At 72.9% G+C, this 13,995-nt stretch carries 11 protein-coding genes and 2 pseudogenes; 7 read left to right on the top strand and 6 right to left on the bottom strand.

What is annotated here, in order from left to right; all coding sequences use genetic code 11:
* Positions 1-397 precede the first annotated feature (397 nt).
* Positions 398-1,575, bottom strand: a pseudogene (locus OHO27_RS30190) (sensor histidine kinase).
* A gap of 304 nt (positions 1,576-1,879) precedes the next feature.
* Between OHO27_RS30190 and OHO27_RS30195 the strand changes: the two are divergent.
* From OHO27_RS30195 to OHO27_RS30205, 3 genes are read left to right on the top strand one after another with little or no spacing between them, the layout of a single operon-like run.
* The gene (locus OHO27_RS30195) at positions 1,880-2,755 is read left to right on the top strand and encodes a MaoC/PaaZ C-terminal domain-containing protein (protein WP_328428121.1); all 876 of its coding nucleotides are present in this window, start codon (positions 1,880-1,882) and stop codon (positions 2,753-2,755) included.
* 41 nt (positions 2,756-2,796) lie between these two features.
* Positions 2,797-3,873 carry a Zn-dependent alcohol dehydrogenase gene (locus OHO27_RS30200; protein ID WP_328428122.1) on the top strand — a complete coding sequence of 359 codons (1,077 nt, stop codon included), beginning with the start codon at positions 2,797-2,799 and terminating at the stop codon, positions 3,871-3,873.
* A gap of 56 nt (positions 3,874-3,929) precedes the next feature.
* Positions 3,930-4,868, top strand: coding sequence for a 3-oxoacyl-ACP reductase (locus OHO27_RS30205; RefSeq protein WP_328428123.1), 939 nt, complete (start codon positions 3,930-3,932; stop codon positions 4,866-4,868).
* Between the two features lie 333 nt (positions 4,869-5,201).
* Here OHO27_RS30205 and OHO27_RS30210 read toward each other — a convergent pair.
* Positions 5,202-6,376, bottom strand: a pseudogene (locus tag OHO27_RS30210) (hypothetical protein).
* A gap of 256 nt (positions 6,377-6,632) precedes the next feature.
* Here OHO27_RS30210 and OHO27_RS30215 point away from each other — a divergent pair.
* From OHO27_RS30215 to OHO27_RS30225, 3 genes are read left to right on the top strand one after another with little or no spacing between them, the layout of a single operon-like run.
* Positions 6,633-7,508, top strand: a complete 876-nt coding sequence (locus OHO27_RS30215) for a Nif3-like dinuclear metal center hexameric protein (protein ID WP_328428124.1) — start codon at positions 6,633-6,635, stop codon at positions 7,506-7,508.
* A complete protein-coding gene (locus OHO27_RS30220; protein ID WP_328430598.1) occupies positions 7,505-8,248 on the top strand; it encodes a zinc ribbon domain-containing protein in 744 nt (247 codons plus the stop codon). The genes OHO27_RS30215 and OHO27_RS30220 overlap by 4 nt, the downstream gene beginning before the upstream one ends.
* A gap of 11 nt (positions 8,249-8,259) precedes the next feature.
* Complete coding sequence (locus OHO27_RS30225) at positions 8,260-9,546, top strand: bifunctional RNase H/acid phosphatase (RefSeq protein ID WP_328428125.1); 1,287 nt, start codon at positions 8,260-8,262, stop codon at positions 9,544-9,546.
* Here OHO27_RS30225 and eda read toward each other — a convergent pair.
* Together eda and yaaA are read right to left on the bottom strand one after the other, a co-directional pair.
* A complete protein-coding gene (eda, locus tag OHO27_RS30230; RefSeq protein WP_328428126.1) occupies positions 9,529-10,164 on the bottom strand; it encodes a bifunctional 4-hydroxy-2-oxoglutarate aldolase/2-dehydro-3-deoxy-phosphogluconate aldolase in 636 nt (211 codons plus the stop codon). The two genes, OHO27_RS30225 and eda, sit on opposite strands and share 18 nt — an antisense overlap.
* 72 nt (positions 10,165-10,236) lie before the next feature.
* Complete coding sequence (yaaA, locus tag OHO27_RS30235; protein ID WP_328428127.1) at positions 10,237-11,019, bottom strand: peroxide stress protein YaaA; 783 nt, start codon at positions 11,017-11,019, stop codon at positions 10,237-10,239.
* 73 nt (positions 11,020-11,092) lie between these two features.
* Here yaaA and OHO27_RS30240 point away from each other — a divergent pair, with 73 nt between their 5' ends.
* Positions 11,093-12,556 (top strand): RNB domain-containing ribonuclease, encoded by a 1,464-nt coding sequence (locus tag OHO27_RS30240; protein ID WP_328428128.1) that lies wholly within the window; start codon positions 11,093-11,095, stop codon positions 12,554-12,556.
* Here the strand turns inward: OHO27_RS30240 and OHO27_RS30245 are convergent.
* Both OHO27_RS30245 and OHO27_RS30250 read right to left on the bottom strand, forming a co-directional pair.
* Positions 12,507-13,127, bottom strand: coding sequence for a hypothetical protein (locus OHO27_RS30245; protein ID WP_328428129.1), 621 nt, complete (start codon positions 13,125-13,127; stop codon positions 12,507-12,509). The genes OHO27_RS30240 and OHO27_RS30245 overlap by 50 nt on opposite strands.
* Positions 13,127-13,885: a MerR family transcriptional regulator gene (locus OHO27_RS30250; protein ID WP_328428130.1), complete on the bottom strand. Its 759-nt coding sequence runs from the start codon at positions 13,883-13,885 to the stop codon at positions 13,127-13,129. The genes OHO27_RS30245 and OHO27_RS30250 overlap by 1 nt, the downstream gene beginning before the upstream one ends.
* Positions 13,886-13,995 lie beyond the last annotated feature (110 nt).

Genomic DNA, 13,995 nt, shown 5'->3' on the forward strand with positions numbered 1-13,995 from the left:
CGGTCGTGCCCGGGCGGCGGAGCCGCTGCCCGGTACCGCTCTGTGTCTCTGGGGGCGGTCGCCGCGCCGCCCCGGGCCCGCCTCACCGGCCCCGACAGGGCCGGCAGCCGGTCGTGCCCGGGCGGCGGAGCCGCTGCCCGGTACCGCCCCGTGTCTCCGGGGCGGTCACCGCATCGCCCGGGCCCGCCCCCACCGCGACCCACAAGGCCGGCAGCCGGTTCCGCCCAGGCAGCGGAGCCGCTGCCCGGTACCGCCCCGTGTCTCCGGGGCGGTCACCGCATCGCCCGGGCCCGCCCCCACCGCCACCCACAAGGCCGGCAGCCGGTCCCGCCCAGGCAGCGGAGCCGCTGCCCGGTACCGTCCCGCGCCTCCCCGGAGCGGTCAGTGCACCGCCCGCTCAGCCCGTCGGCACCAACTCCCTTTCCTCCACCGGCATTTCCGCTCGCACCAGGAACCCTTGACGCGGCCCCGGCCCCGCTGTCAGCGTGCCCCCGGCCGCGGAGAGGCGTTCCGTCAGCCCCCGCAGGCCCGTGCCGCCGATGCCCTCCCGGGGGGCCGTCAAGGGGTGCCGGAGCCGTCGTCGGTCACCGTCACGTGGACGCGCTCCACGTCGCCCGAGACCGTGATCTCGCAGTGGGCCGCGCCACTGTGCCGCAGGACGTTGGTGACCGCCTCGCGTACCACCCACCCCAGCAGGGCCTCCGTCTGCTGGGGGAGGGGAGGGCCGGACTGGTGGAACGCCGGGGTGATGCCCGCCGCCGCCAGGGCCGAGTGGGCGCGGTCCAGCTCCGTGGCCAGGCTGCCCCTGCGGTAGCCCGTCACCGCCTCGCGGATCTCCGTGAGCGCCTGCCGGCCCACGGACTCGATGTCGGCGACCTGGGCGACGGCCGCGTCCAGGTCCCGCACGGCCAGCCGCCGCGCCGCCTCCGACTTCACCACGATCACGGAGAGGGTGTGACCGAGCAGGTCGTGCAGGTCGCGGGAGAAGCGCAGGCGTTCCTCCTCGACCGCGCGCCGGGCCAGCTCCTCGCGGGCGGCGCGCAGTTCCCGTACCGCCTCGGACAGGGACAGGATCGCCGCCGTCACGATCGTCGAGATCCAGGTGGCGTAAGCGATGTCGAGGCCGCCCCAGCCGTCCTGCAGGAAGGCGACCAGGCCGGAGAGCACGGTCACCGCCGCCCCGGTCAGGCGCAGCCGCGGCATCCTTACGACCGCGCCCGTCGCGAGGCCGAGCAGCGGGAAGAACAGCAGCCAGCTGCCGCCGTAGCCCAGGCCGAGTGCGCAGGTCACCGCCGTCAGCAGGCCCAGCGCCAGCTGCGTGGAGCGGGCCTCGCGCTTCTCCTTCACGAACGCGCGGAACGACACGTAGATGTAGAGCGAGTTGAAGGTGAGCAGCCCCAGGCCGCCGATCCACGGGTTGGGCGTCTCCCCCTGGAAGAGGTTCGAGAAGGAGCCCATCCCCAGCAGCAGCCACGGCAGCAGGGCGAACCCGGTCGGGCGCGGGCCCGGGGTGCCGGGGAGCCGTCCGGCCCTCAGCGGAGTCGGTGTGCACGACACCTTGCGCGTCCAGGACATGTCCCGTCCCCCGTTCGTCGGATCCGTCCCCAGTGTCATGGCTCAGACGCTACGGATCGAGGCCCGCGTACGGCAGGTCCGGTTGTCAGCACTCCGGCAGGACAAATGTCACGGTCTCCGGTGAGCCGAAGGACGCGCAACCGGATCTGATGCCACGTCAGGAGCCTTCACAACTGCGGAGCGCTCGGCTATACAGAGGGCGCCGGACTGGAACGCGTTCTAGAACGGCCCGTGACGACCTCGGTGCGGCCGACGGTGCGGACGGCCGTACCGGGGTCTTGACTCCGCCACCTTCAGGAGCCGTATGCCCATCGACGCAGCCAAGGCCCTCGCCGCCGAGCCCCGGACCGGCGAGATCTCCTGGAACTCCAAGGACGTCCAGCTCTACCACCTCGGCATCGGCGCCGCCGCCAATCCCGACCGGCGCAGCCCCGCCACCGACCCCGACGAACTGCGCTACACCCTGGAGTCCCGGCTGCACGTGCTGCCCAGCTTCGCCACCGTCGCGGGATCCGGCTCGCCCGGAGTGATCAGCGGACTGTCCATGCCGGGCATCGAGGTCGACCTCGCCCGCGTCCTGCACGGCGGCCAGAGCCTCGTGATCCACCGGCCCATCCCGGCCGCGGGCACCGCCACCGCGACCAACCGGATCGCCGCCCTGTACGACAAGGTCAAGGCGGCCGTGCTGGTGCTGCGCACCGAAGTGGCGGACGCCGAAGGCCCGTTGTGGACCAACGACGCCCAGATCTTCATCCGCGGCGAGGGCGGCTGGGGCGGCGACCGGGGGCCGTCCGCCCGTCTCGAACCCACCGAGGGCGAGCCCGCCCGGACCGTCGAGCGGCCGATCCGCGAGGACCAGGCCCTGCTGTACCGCCTCTCCGGCGACTGGAACCCGCTGCACGCCGACCCGGAGTTCGCCAAGGTCGCCGGGTTCGAGCGGCCCATCCTGCACGGCCTGTGCACCTACGGCATGACCCTCAAGGCCGTCGTCGACACACTGCTCGGCGGGGACGTGACCCGGGTGCGGTCGTACGACACCCGGTTCGCCGGGGTCGTGTATCCGGGGGAGACCCTGCGCATCCGCATGTGGCCCGGTGCGGGCACCGTCCGCGTGGCCGTGAGCGCCGTCGAGCGGGACGACGCGCCCGTCCTCGCCGACACCGTCGTCGAACACACCTGAGTTCAGAACGTCGTAGATCGCCGCACGAGGGGAGCCGCACCATGCGCGCAGCCGTACTGCACGAGATCGGTCAGGACAAGCTGGAGGTCCTCGACGACGTCGAGGCGGTGGGCTTCGGCCCCGGGAGGGTGAGGGTCCGGGTGCGGGCCACCGGGCTGTGTCACTCCGACCTGTCCGCGATGGCGGGGGTGCTGCCCCAGCCGGCGCCCTTCGTGCCCGGTCACGAGGGGGCGGGCGAGATCCTCGAGGTGGGGGAGACCGTCACCCACCTCAAGCCGGGCGACCGGGTCGTCGTCTGCTGGCTGCCCGCCTGCGGCGCCTGCCCCGCCTGCAAGCGCGGCCAGACCGAACTGTGTCTGGCCGGGTTCATGAACGCCGGCACCCCCAACTTCAAGCGCCCCGGCGGTGACGTCTTCGGCTTCGCCGGCACCGGCACCTTCGCCGAGGAGGTCGTCGTCGACGCCGGCTGCGCCGTACCGATCCCCGACGACGTGCCCTTCGACATCGCCGCCCTCATCGGCTGCGGGGTGACGACGGGACTCGGCGCCGCCCTCAACACGGCCGACGTCGAGGCCGGTTCGTCGGTCGCCGTGATCGGCTGCGGGGGCGTCGGCATCTCCGCGATCCAAGGGGCGCGGCTCAAGGGCGCCGCCGAGATCGTCGCCGTCGACCCGGTCGCCTCGCGCCGCGAGTCCGCGCTCAGGTTCGGCGCCACCAGGGCCGTCTCACCGGACGAACTGGCCGACGCCAAGCAGCAGGTCACCGCCGGCGAGGGCTTCGACTACGTCTTCGAGGTCGTCGGCAAGTCCGCCACCGCCCGCACGGCGTACGAGTACACCCGGCGCGGCGGCACGCTCGTCGTCGTCGGCGCGGGCGCCATGGACGACTTCCTCCAGCTCAACATGTTCGAGCTGTTCTTCGACGAGAAGCGGATCCTGCCGTCCATGTACGGCGGCGGGGACGTCCTGCGCTCCTACGAGCGGACGATCGCCCTCTGGCGGGCTGGCCGGATCGACCTCGCGGGCCTGATCACCCACCGGGTGCCGCTGGCCGACATCAACGAGGCCCTGGACCAGATGCGGACGGGCACGGCACTGCGTACGTGCATAGAGATCTGACGACCGCGCCTGCGGACGACCGAGCTTCCTGACGGCCACGCTTCTCTAGGAGCCTGATGTCACTGCCACTCGAAGGACTGTCCGCGATCGTCACCGGCGCCGGGCGCGGCCTGGGCCGGGCCGAGGCGCTCGAACTCGCCCGGCTCGGCGCGGCCGTCGTCGTCAACGACTACGGGCAGCCCGGCCGGGACGGCTCCGGTGAGGCCTCCGCCGCGCCCGCCGAGGAGGTCGCCGCCGAGATCCGCGCGGCGGGCGGCACGGCACTCGCCCACACCGGGGACATCGCGGACTTCCAACAGGCGGGCACGCTGGTCGAGTTGGCCGTCGCCGAGTTCGGCAAGCTGGACATCCTGGTCAACAACGCCGGCATCCTGCGCGACCGCATGGTCTTCTCCATGGCGGAGGCGGAGTGGGACTCGGTGATCCGGGTCCACCTCAAGGGCCACTTCAACACCATCCGCTTCGCCGCCGCACACTGGCGCGAGCGGTCCAAGGCGGCGGGAGGGCCGGTGTACGGCCGGGTCGTGAACACGTCCTCGGAGGCGTTCCTCGCCGGATCCGCCGGACAGCCCAACTACGCGGCCGCGAAGGGCGGAATCGTCGGGCTCACCACTTCCACCGCCCTGGCGCTCGCCAAGTACGGCGTGACCGCCAACGCCATCTGCCCGCGCGCCCGGACCCGCATGACCGAGGACGTCTTCGCGGGCCTCGACCAGCCCGAGGACGGCCTGGACCCGCTCGCCCCCGAGCATGTCGCCCCGCTCGTGGGCTACCTGGCCGCACCGGCCGCCGCCCGGATCAACGGCCAGCTGCTCGTCGTGCACGGCGGCATGGTGGCGGTCGTCGAACGGCCCCGGGTGGCCGCGAAGTTCGACAGCAAGCAGGAGACGTTCACGTACGACGAACTGGACGCGCTGCTCACGCCGCACTACGCGGAGCAGCCGGAGGGGGAGACGTTCGGGGCGGTGGAGGTGCTGGGACTGAAGAGGGCTTAAGTCAGGCAGGGCGTGGGGAACGGGAACGGCCCCGCCCTTCGCGGTGAAGGGCGGGGCCGTGCGGAACCGGCGTCAGGCCGCCGTCCCGGTTTCCTCAGCCGGCTTGCGGTGACGGCCGCGGGGGGCCGTCTCGCCGTCCTGGGCGGACACCGGACCCCGGTGCCTGCCGTGACCGGTGTCCTTCTGAACGTCGTGAACGTCGGCCGGCCCCGGCTGGGTCGTGCTGGCGTTGCTCATCGGAAAACTCACCCCGTCAACATGATCTTTTGCTCACAGCCGGGCGAGTTTAACCAACCCCCAGGGGCCGAATCCAGGCGGCCACGCCAACCGCCACTACTTCGTTACAAGACCGCCCAAGGGGGCTTGCTGCAAAGGCACGGGACGGGGGTGACGGGAGCCGGAGGGTCCGTTTCCGACGGCTCGCTCGATGCCGAATCGGGCTTCCCGGAGGCCGAGTTCGAGGCCGACGCCCCCGACGAAGGCACCTCCACCCGAGCCACCCCGCAGCGCACCTCCTCGGTGGCATACGGCAGTTGCAGCACCCCGTCCCGCGTCCACCACCCGGCACCCGCCAACCATCCCTCGGGTGCCGGAAGATGACGTACCTGCCGTTCGGCGGGCCGCCACACCCCGACCCAACTCCCGACCGGCCCGTCGACCCGCAACGCCACCCCGCAGCTCTCCGGCGTCAGCACCTGCCCCGGCTGGATCGCAAACGGCGTCACCGCGCAGTCGGGCATCCGCAGGCACTCCGGGAAGCGCACCGGCAGCGTGCTGCCCAGCACGCCCCAGCCCAATCGTTCCTGCCCGGGCGAGGGCGCGTCCGAGCCGATCAGCAGCAGCCCGCTGTCCGGGTCGGCGAGCAGCAGCCGGTCGTCGCTGCCGTCCGCGATCTGCAGCAGCGGCGACACCTCGCCGCCCCGCTCCAGGTCGACCACGACGGCCTTCGTACGGCCCCCGGGCTCCGGGTCGAGACGGTCGAGGGCCAGCATCCGCCCCCCCCGGTCCAGCCACACCCCGCCCGAGCAGCGCCCCGGGACCTCCGCGAGCTGCTCCGGCCCGAACGCACCCCCCGCCACCAGCCACACCGCGCTGGAGTGCCGGCCCACCGCGAGGGCGTAGGCCCTGCCGCCGCCCGGTGCCGGGGGCAGCATCCGCAGCCGGGTCTGCTCCGGCGGGCACCGGACCGCGCCGAGCAGCAGCTCGCCGGTGCCGGGACCGGTCGGATACAGCAGCGAGAAGAGGTGCCGTCCGTCGGTCGGGCGGCAGATCAGGACCCGCCCGTCGCCCATCGGCTGCACCTCGGTGCCGGGCTCCTCCGGCTGGTGGGCGGGCAGCGGCACGGCGTAGGGCTCGGGGCCGTCCAGGGTCCAGCGCTCCGGGAACCAGCAGTCGCCGGCCGGCGCGAGGCGGGCCGCGTAGGAACCGTCCGCCGTGATGGTGCATCCCGCCCGAGGCGCGTCGCCGTCCTCGTGCTCCGCCGCAGGTTCGATCGCACAGGCCGTCATGGTCCGGTCACCTCCGGTAACGAAGCTAGTTTTCGCACGCACAGGCGTGGGATCGGCGAGGCCCGCTTCACACAAAGGGGTGGCCGAGGAACGATTCGCCTGAGGAAACGGGGGTGCTTGTGCTGAGCGGGGTCAGGGGGACCGGAGGGTGGCCCACCCGGACGACCTGGAGCCGGCGGGGGCATGACCCGCGGGAGCCTTACGCCGCCTCCCGTGCCGGTACAGCCGTACGGACCAGGCAGGTAGCCTTGCCTGCGTGCCCCGTCTGTCTGAAGTCATCGCCGCGCTGGAGAACCTGTGGCCCGCCGAGCGGGCCGAGTCCTGGGACGCGGTCGGCACCGTCGTGGGCGACCCCGACCAGGAGGTCTCCCGGGTCCTGTTCGCCGTCGACCCGGTCCAGGAGACCGTGGACGAGGCGGTGAAGCTGGGCGCCGACCTGCTCGTCACCCACCACCCCCTCTACCTGCGCGGTACGACGACGGTCGCGGCGACCCACTTCAAGGGCCGGGTCGTCCACACCCTCATCAAGAACGACATCGCCCTGCACGTGGCGCACACCAACGCCGACACGGCGGACCCCGGCGTCAGCGACGCGCTGGCCGGCGCGCTGGACCTGCGAGTCGTACGCCCGCTGGTGCCGGACCCGAGCGACCCGGAAGGCCGCAGGGGCCTGGGCCGTGTCTGCGAACTCGACCACCCGCTCACCGTCCGTGAACTCGCCGCCCGGGCCGCCGAGCGGCTGCCCGCCACCGCGCAGGGCATCCGCGTGGCCGGCGACCCGGAGGCCACCGTTCGCACGGTCGCCGTGAGCGGCGGCTCCGGCGACAGCCTCTTCGACGACGTGCGCGCCGCCGGCGTCGACGCCTTCCTCACCGCGGACCTGCGCCACCACCCGGCGTCGGAGTTCATCGCGGACCGCGCCCACAGCTCCGCCCACACACCTCTCGCGCTGCTCGACGCGGCGCACTGGGCCACCGAGTGGCCCTGGTGCGAGCTGGCCGCCACCCAGCTCGACGAGATCTCCGACCGCAACGGATGGGACCTGCGCGTCCACGTCTCGAAGACGGTCACCGACCCCTGGACCGCCCACGCGGCGTCCGCCATCACGGATACATCTGGAGCCCCCAACTGAACGCCGAGCCCGCCGACCAGATCCGCCTCCTCGACGTCCAGGCCCTCGACGTCCGCCACCAGCAGCTCGCGCACCGGCGGAGGTCGCTGCCCGAGCACGCCGAGATCGAGTCGCTGACCAAGGACCACACGCAGCTGCGCGACCTGCTCGTCGCCGCGCAGACCGAGGAGAGCGACTGCGCCCGCGAGCAGACCAAGGCCGAGCAGGACGTGGACCAGGTGCGCCGGCGCGCCGCCCGCGACCAGCAGCGCCTGGACTCCGGTGCCGTCACCTCCCCGAAGGACCTGGAGAACCTCCAGCACGAGATCGCCTCCCTCGCCAAGCGGCAGGGTGACCTGGAGGACGTCGTCCTGGAGGTCATGGAGCGCCGCGAGTCCGCGCAGGAGCGGGTCGCCGAGCTGACCGAGCGGGTCGGCGCCGTGCAGGGGAAGGTCGACGACGCGACCGCCCGCCGGGAAGCCGCGTTCGAGGAGATCGACGGCGAGGTGGCCACGGTCACGAAGGAGCGCGAGGTCATGGCGGGCTCGGTCCCCGCGGACCTGCTCAAGCTCTACGACAAGCTGCGCCAGCAGCAGGGCGGCATCGGCGCGGCCAAGCTGTACCAGCGCAGCTGCCAGGGCTGCCGCCAGGAGCTCGCCATCACCGAGCTGAACGAGATCCGCCAGGCGGCGCCGGACACCGTGGTGCGGTGCGAGAACTGCCGCCGGATTCTGGTGCGTACGGCCGAGTCCGGCCTCTAGGAGCCTGTGCCGTGCGGGAGTTCATCGTCGAGGCCGACGGCGGGTCACGGGGCAACCCGGGGCCCGCGGGCTACGGTGCCGTGGTCATCGACGCGGTGACGGGGCAGACGCTGGCCGAGGCGGCCGAGTACATCGGCGTCGCCACGAACAACGTCGCCGAGTACCGCGGCCTGTTGGCCGGCCTGCGCGCCGCGCATGAACTGGACCCGACGGCCACGGTCCACGTCCGCATGGACTCCAAGCTGGTCATCGAGCAGATGTCGGGCCGCTGGAAGATCAAGCACCCCGACATGAAGCCGCTGGCGTTCGAGGCGGCAGCCGTCTTCCCGGCGTCTCAGGTGACGTACGAGTGGATCCCCCGGGAGCAGAACAAGCACGCCGACCGGCTCGCCAACGAGGCGATGGATGCCGGGCGGCGGGGCGAGCAGTGGTCGCCCGCGGCTTCCACGGCCGAACTGGCGGCGGCGGACGCGCGGGCTGCGCGGGCTGCGCGGGCCGCGGCAGAGGCCGAGCCGTCCGGCCCGCCGGGAGACGCCGCCGCGGGCGCGGCACGGGCGCGTGCGGCGCTGGCCGAGGGGCCGGCCTCCACCGCGCCCGGGAAGGCCGAGGCCGATGTCAGGGCCGCGCGCACCGTGGCCGCGCCGTCGTCCGGCTGGGCTCCTGCCGACATGGGGGCGCCCGCGACCTTCGTTCTGCTGCGGCACGGGGAGACGCCCCTGACGCCGCAGAAGCGGTTCTCGGGGAGCGGCGGTACCGATCCGGCCCTCTCCGACGTCGGCCGGGACCAGGCCGAGCGGGTCGGGGCCGCACTCGCCCGGCGCGGGACGATCCAGGCAGTCGTGGCCTCGCCGCTGGCCCGTACCCGGGAGACCGCCGGCATCGTCGCCGCCCGCCTGGGCCTTGACGTGAGCGTCGACGACGGTCTGCGCGAGACCGACTTCGGCGCCTGGGAGGGGCTCACCTTCGGCGAGGTCCGCGAGCGTCACCCCGACGACCTCAACGCCTGGCTGGCCGACCCCGAGGCCCGGCCCACCGGCGGCGGCGAGAGCTTCGCGGCGACCGCCACCCGCATCGCCGCCACCCGCGACAAGCTGATCGCGGCGTACGCCGGCCGCACGGTCCTCCTGGTCACGCACGTCACCCCGATCAAGACGTTCGTACGCCTTGCCCTGGGCGCCCCGCCCGAGTCCCTGTTCCGGATGGAACTCTCGGCGGCCTCCCTCTCCGCGGTGGCGTACTACGCCGACGGCAACGCGAGCGTGCGGCTCTTCAACGACACGTCACACCTGCGCGCCTGAGCCGTTCCGCAGCCCCGCGGCCTCCCGGGCCAGCTTCTCCACCCGGATCCAGTCCCGCGCGGCGATCGCGTCCGCCGGAAGCATCCAAGTGCCGCCAACGCAGCCGACGTTGGGCAGGGACAGATACTCCGGCGCGTTGCCCGGCCCGATTCCCCCCGTGGGGCAGAACCGTGCCTGCGGCAGCGGCCCGGCGAGCGACTTCAGATACGCCGTACCGCCCGCCGCCTCGGCCGGGAAGAACTTCATCTCCCGCACCCCGCGCTCCAGCAGCGCCACCACCTCGGACGTGGTCGACACCCCCGGCAGATACGGCACCCCGGACGCACGCATGGCATCCAGCAGTACGTCCGTCCAGCCGGGGCTCACCAGAAAGCCCGCCCCCGCCGCGACCGCGTCCGTCACCTGCTCCGGCGTGATCACCGTGCCCGCCCCGACCACCGCGTCCGGCACCGCGTCCGCGATCGCCCTGATCGCCGCCGGCGCGGCCGGCGTCCGCAACGTCACCTCGATCGCGGGCAGCCCGCCCGCGACCAGCGCCCGGGCCAGGGGTACGGCGTCGGAGGGGTCGTCGACCACCACCACGGGGACGACGGGCGCGAGATCCAGGACTGAGGTCATGGCCTCATCCTGCCGACGGCGAGCATCCTGCGCAAAGCTCGTTGCAACGCCTGCAACGGGCGGCTCTCCTCGCTAGTGGATCTCCGCCACCAGCACATCCAGCGTCCACACCTTCCCGCCCTTGGCCGGCGCTTCCACCTCCACCTCGTACCCGAGGTCCCGCAGCGCCTCCACCAGCCCGGCCGGACCCGCGGGCACGGCACCCGCCGTCAGCAGGCTCCGTACGATCCGCCCCTTCGTCGCCTTGTTGAAGTGGCTGACGACCTTCCGGGTCGGCGCATGCAGCACACGGACCGACGCCGTCCGCCCGGCGATCTCGCCCTTCGGCTTCCACGCCGCCGCGTACGCAGACGACCGCAGATCCAGCACCAGACCGTCCCCGGCCGCCTCGGGCAGCACGTCCGCCATCGGCGCCCGCCAGTGCGCCCCGAGCGCACCGAGGCCGGGCAGCTTCACGCCCATCGAGCAGCGGTAGGAGGGGATGCGGTCGTTGACGCGCACGGCGCCCCACAATCCCGAGAACACGAGCAGCGACCGGGTAGCCCGCCTCTTCGCCGCCGCGTCCAGCGACGCCAGGTCGAGGGCGTCGTACAGCACGCCGGTGTAGATCTCCCCGGCCGGCCGCGCCCCCGCCGTAGGCAGCTCGACGTTCTTCGCGACTTCCCCCCGGAGCCCCTCGCTCAGCCCGAGGACGTCCCGCGCTTTGTCCTCGTCGCCGCGGCACAGCTCGACCAGCTCACTCAGTACGGCCTCCCGGGCCTCGGTGAGCCCCGGCAAGGACAGCGACTCCAGCTTCAGCGAGGCACCCCGGCCGGACGGGGCCTTCCCCTCGGAAGGCGGCAGCAGGACAAGCACACGTACTCCTTCGATCGAACCCCACCACAGGTTACGGCGTGCCACTCGGCCACCCTCGCCCTACGCTCGACTCATGCCCCGCCGCCACATCCGAGTGACCGGCGCCCCCGAAGCCCCCCTCCGGGCCGCCCTCACCGCGCTGCGTACCGAACTCGGCGTCCCAGGGAGCTTCCCGCCCGAGGTACTGGCGGAGGCCGAGCGGGCCGCGAAGGCCCCCGCCCTCCCGTCGCACGACTCGTACGACGCCACCGACATCCCGTTCCTCACCATCGACCCGCCCACCTCCACCGACCTCGACCAGGCGATGCACCTGTCCCGGCAGGGAACCGGCACCGGCATTCGCACCGGCTACCGCGTCCGGTACGCCATCGCCGACGTCGCCGCCTTCGTCGTACCGTCGGGCGCGCTCGACCAGGAGGCGCAGCGGCGGGTGACCACCCTCTACTTCCCCGACGGGAAGGTCCCGCTCCACTCGGAGCTGCTGAGCGAGGGCGCGGCGAGCCTGCTCCCGGACCAGGACCGCCCCGCCGTCCTGTGGACCATCGACCTCGACGGGGACGGCCGTACGCTCGCCGTCGACGTCCGCCGCGCCCTCGTCCGCAGCCGGGCCAAGCTGGACTACGCGGGCGTACAGAAGCAGATCGACGAGAAAACCGCCGAGGAACCGCTGGCCCTGCTGAAGGAGATCGGGGAGCTGAGGGAGCGGCTGGAGGTGGAGCGGGGCGGAATCTCGCTCAGCGTGCCCGAGCAGGAGATCGTCGAGCGCGATCACGCCTATGAGCTCGTCTATCGCGCCCCGCTCCCCGCCGACGGCTGGAACTCCCAGATCTCCCTGCTGACGGGCATGGCCGCCGCCGACCTGATGCTCGCGGCCGGCACCGGCATCCTGCGCACCCTCCCCGCCGCCCCCGACGGCGCCGTCGGCCGTCTGCGCCGTACCGCGCACGCCCTGCACGTCGACTGGCCGCACCACGTCTCGTACGCCGAACTCGTCCGCTCCCTCGACCCCCACCGCCCGAACCACGCCGCCTTCCTCCAGGAGTGCACGACGCTGCTGCGCGGTGCCGGCTACACGGTCTTCCGGGACGGAGCCCTGCCGGACATCACCACACACTCCGCCGTGGCCGCCCCCTACGCCCACTGCACGGCCCCCTTGCGTCGCCTGGCCGATCGCCACACCTCCGAGATCTGCCTCGCAGCCGCCGCCGGCCGGCCGGTCCCCGACTGGGTTCTCGCGGTCCTTGACGCGTTGCCCGCCCGGATGGCCGAGGGCACCCGGCGCGCGGGCACGGTCGAGCGTGCGTGCCTCGACCTCGTGGAGGCGGCGCTGCTCAAGGACCGGGTGGGGGAGGTGTTCGACGGCTGGGTGGTGGAGGTGGAGGAGCGTCAACCCGCCGTAGGGACCGTGCAGTTGGAGTCACCGGCGGTAATCGGCCGGATCGAGGGCACGGGTGCGCTGCCGCTGGGGGAGCGGCTCAGGGTCCGCCTCACACAGGCAGATCCGGAAGCGCCGAAGGTGCGGTTCGAGCCTGCTTGACCGCCCGTACGACCGTCTGTACGAGGCTGTCGGAGTCGTCGGCGTGGAAGCGCACGAGTCGGACGTCCCGCCGCCGGCCCAGGAACGTGAAGTGGGCCACGGGCTCGGTGAGTTCGAGCGTCAAGGTCGTCTGCGCACCGATGGCGAGGTTGAGTTCACCGTCGGCCCGCTCATGGGTGGTGCGCAGCTCGCGGCGCACGTGCGCGATCTTCTCCAGCGGTATGCGCAGATCGACGTGCGCGGCACGGCGGATGCGCAGGTAGCCGGCGTCGAGGACGTGCGGTCGTACGACGGACGCGGCGTGCATCCCGATGATGATCACGAGGGTGTACATGTCGACCATGAACCACCCCCGTTGCACCGCCGGGTAGTTCCGCAACAGCACGGACATCATGATCGACTCGATGACGATCACGAACCCGAATCCCAGCATCATCGTGCCCTGCCCGCGCGAGTACCCGTAGCCGATGCCGTCCCCGTCCCCGACCCCGTGCCGGCGCCGGATCGCCCACAGCCAGAGACTGGCGACGAGCCGCACCTCGTGCCGGAGGAGGACGAGCGCGGTCCGCATCACGGCCCGTCCCCTTCCATGAGCAGGCGCAGGGTGCGGCGGATCGCCTCCGCCTGGGCCGGGGCGAAGTCGGCGTAGAAGGCGCGCAGGAAACTGTTGTCGGGGTCGACGTCCAACGGCTGCGGAAGCAGATCGCGGGGCAGGCAGTCCGCGAGGGCCCGGGCCGCCTCCTCCACACGCGGGTCGGCGAGGTCGGCGTCGACGAGTTCGTCGAGCAGGGCGTAGGCGGCGAGGGCCCGCTCCTTGCCGCCCGGCCGGTCGAGCGCACTCCCCAGCGCGCCCATGAGCTGATCCCGTGCCTCGGGACCGGCCGTGGTCTCGATCAGCGCGAGCATCTCGCGGTCCTTGGCGGCCATGGGGGAGTCGGACAGGTGCGCCATGTCCCGGAACAGCGCGGCCAGCTGCGGCGACACGGGTCCCTCCTCGGGCAGCCCGCCCTCCGCCTCCAGCAACACCCGCAGCCGCACCCGCCGCTCCCGGATCGCCGCCTCCTGCCGGGCCAGGTCCTCATCGAGCTCGGTGAGCACCTCGACGAGATCCTTCCCGGCATCCTCCGCGAGCACGTCCCGCACCTCCGCGAGCCCCAGCCCCAGCTCCGTCAGCCGCCGGATCCGCGCCAGCACGACGGCATGCCGCAGCGTGTACTCCCGATAGCCGTTCGGCCGCCGCTCCGGCTCGGGCAGCAGCCCCTGATGGTGGTAGTGCCGCACCGTGCGCGTGGTGACGCCGACGGCGGCGGCGAGTTCTCCGATCCGCATGGGATCAGTAGAGACGTTGACGTTGCGGCAGGGTCAAGTGACCGGCTCGGCGCCTGACGGTGGCGCTGGTCCTGTGCCACGATCGAGGGAACGGTTCCCGATCTCTCGGA

Origin of the sequence: Streptomyces sp. NBC_00443 (assembly GCF_036014175.1) — a bacterium.
Lineage (GTDB): Bacteria > Actinomycetota > Actinomycetes > Streptomycetales > Streptomycetaceae > Streptomyces.

Excerpts from the sequence above, each read along its gene's own strand:
- OHO27_RS30195 (WP_328428121.1), top strand. The coding sequence starts at position 1,880 with ATGCCCATCGACGCAGCCAAGGCCCTCGCCGCCGAGCCCCGGACCGGC.
- OHO27_RS30200 (WP_328428122.1), top strand. The coding sequence starts at position 2,797 with ATGCGCGCAGCCGTACTGCACGAGATCGGTCAGGACAAGCTGGAGGTC.
- OHO27_RS30205 (WP_328428123.1), top strand. The coding sequence starts at position 3,930 with ATGTCACTGCCACTCGAAGGACTGTCCGCGATCGTCACCGGCGCCGGG.
- eda (WP_328428126.1), bottom strand. The coding sequence starts at position 10,164 with ATGACCTCAGTCCTGGATCTCGCGCCCGTCGTCCCCGTGGTGGTGGTC.
- OHO27_RS30240 (WP_328428128.1), top strand. The coding sequence starts at position 11,093 with ATGCCCCGCCGCCACATCCGAGTGACCGGCGCCCCCGAAGCCCCCCTC.
- OHO27_RS30245 (WP_328428129.1), bottom strand. The coding sequence starts at position 13,127 with ATGCGGACCGCGCTCGTCCTCCTCCGGCACGAGGTGCGGCTCGTCGCC.
- OHO27_RS30250 (WP_328428130.1), bottom strand. The coding sequence starts at position 13,885 with ATGCGGATCGGAGAACTCGCCGCCGCCGTCGGCGTCACCACGCGCACG.